Below are 302 nucleotides of genomic sequence, written 5' to 3'. Positions count from 1 at the left end.
GGACACCGACCCGGTGCAGTACCGTATCTTCGACCGCATCTACAACGTGGCGGGCAGTGATCACGGTACCTGCCTGCTGATGATCGGGGATCCCAAGCAGGCCATTTACGGCTTTCGGGGGGCCGACATCTACACCTACCTGCAGGCCCGGCAGGGCGTGAAAGAGCGCACCTACACACTGGGTAAGAACTTCCGCTCCGCCAAGTCCATGGTGGCGGCGGTTAACCGGGTCTTTGAACACAGTGACCAGAACAGCCGGGACGGCGCCTTCCTGTTCGGCAAGGGCGATACCTCACCGCTAG

General features: G+C 61.6%; 1 protein-coding gene. It reads left to right on the top strand.

The window, feature by feature from the left end; translation table 11 throughout:
- Positions 1 to 302: UvrD-helicase domain-containing protein (locus B2W52_RS21105; protein ID WP_286804024.1), on the top strand; the 302-nt coding region annotated here is incomplete at both ends.

Source organism: Marinobacter sp. UBA2498, assembly GCF_002341575.1.
GTDB lineage: Bacteria > Pseudomonadota > Gammaproteobacteria > Pseudomonadales > Oleiphilaceae > Marinobacter > Marinobacter manganoxydans.
Note: the sequence above shows the minus strand (reverse complement) of the source record. Positions and strands in the feature narration are given on the sequence as shown.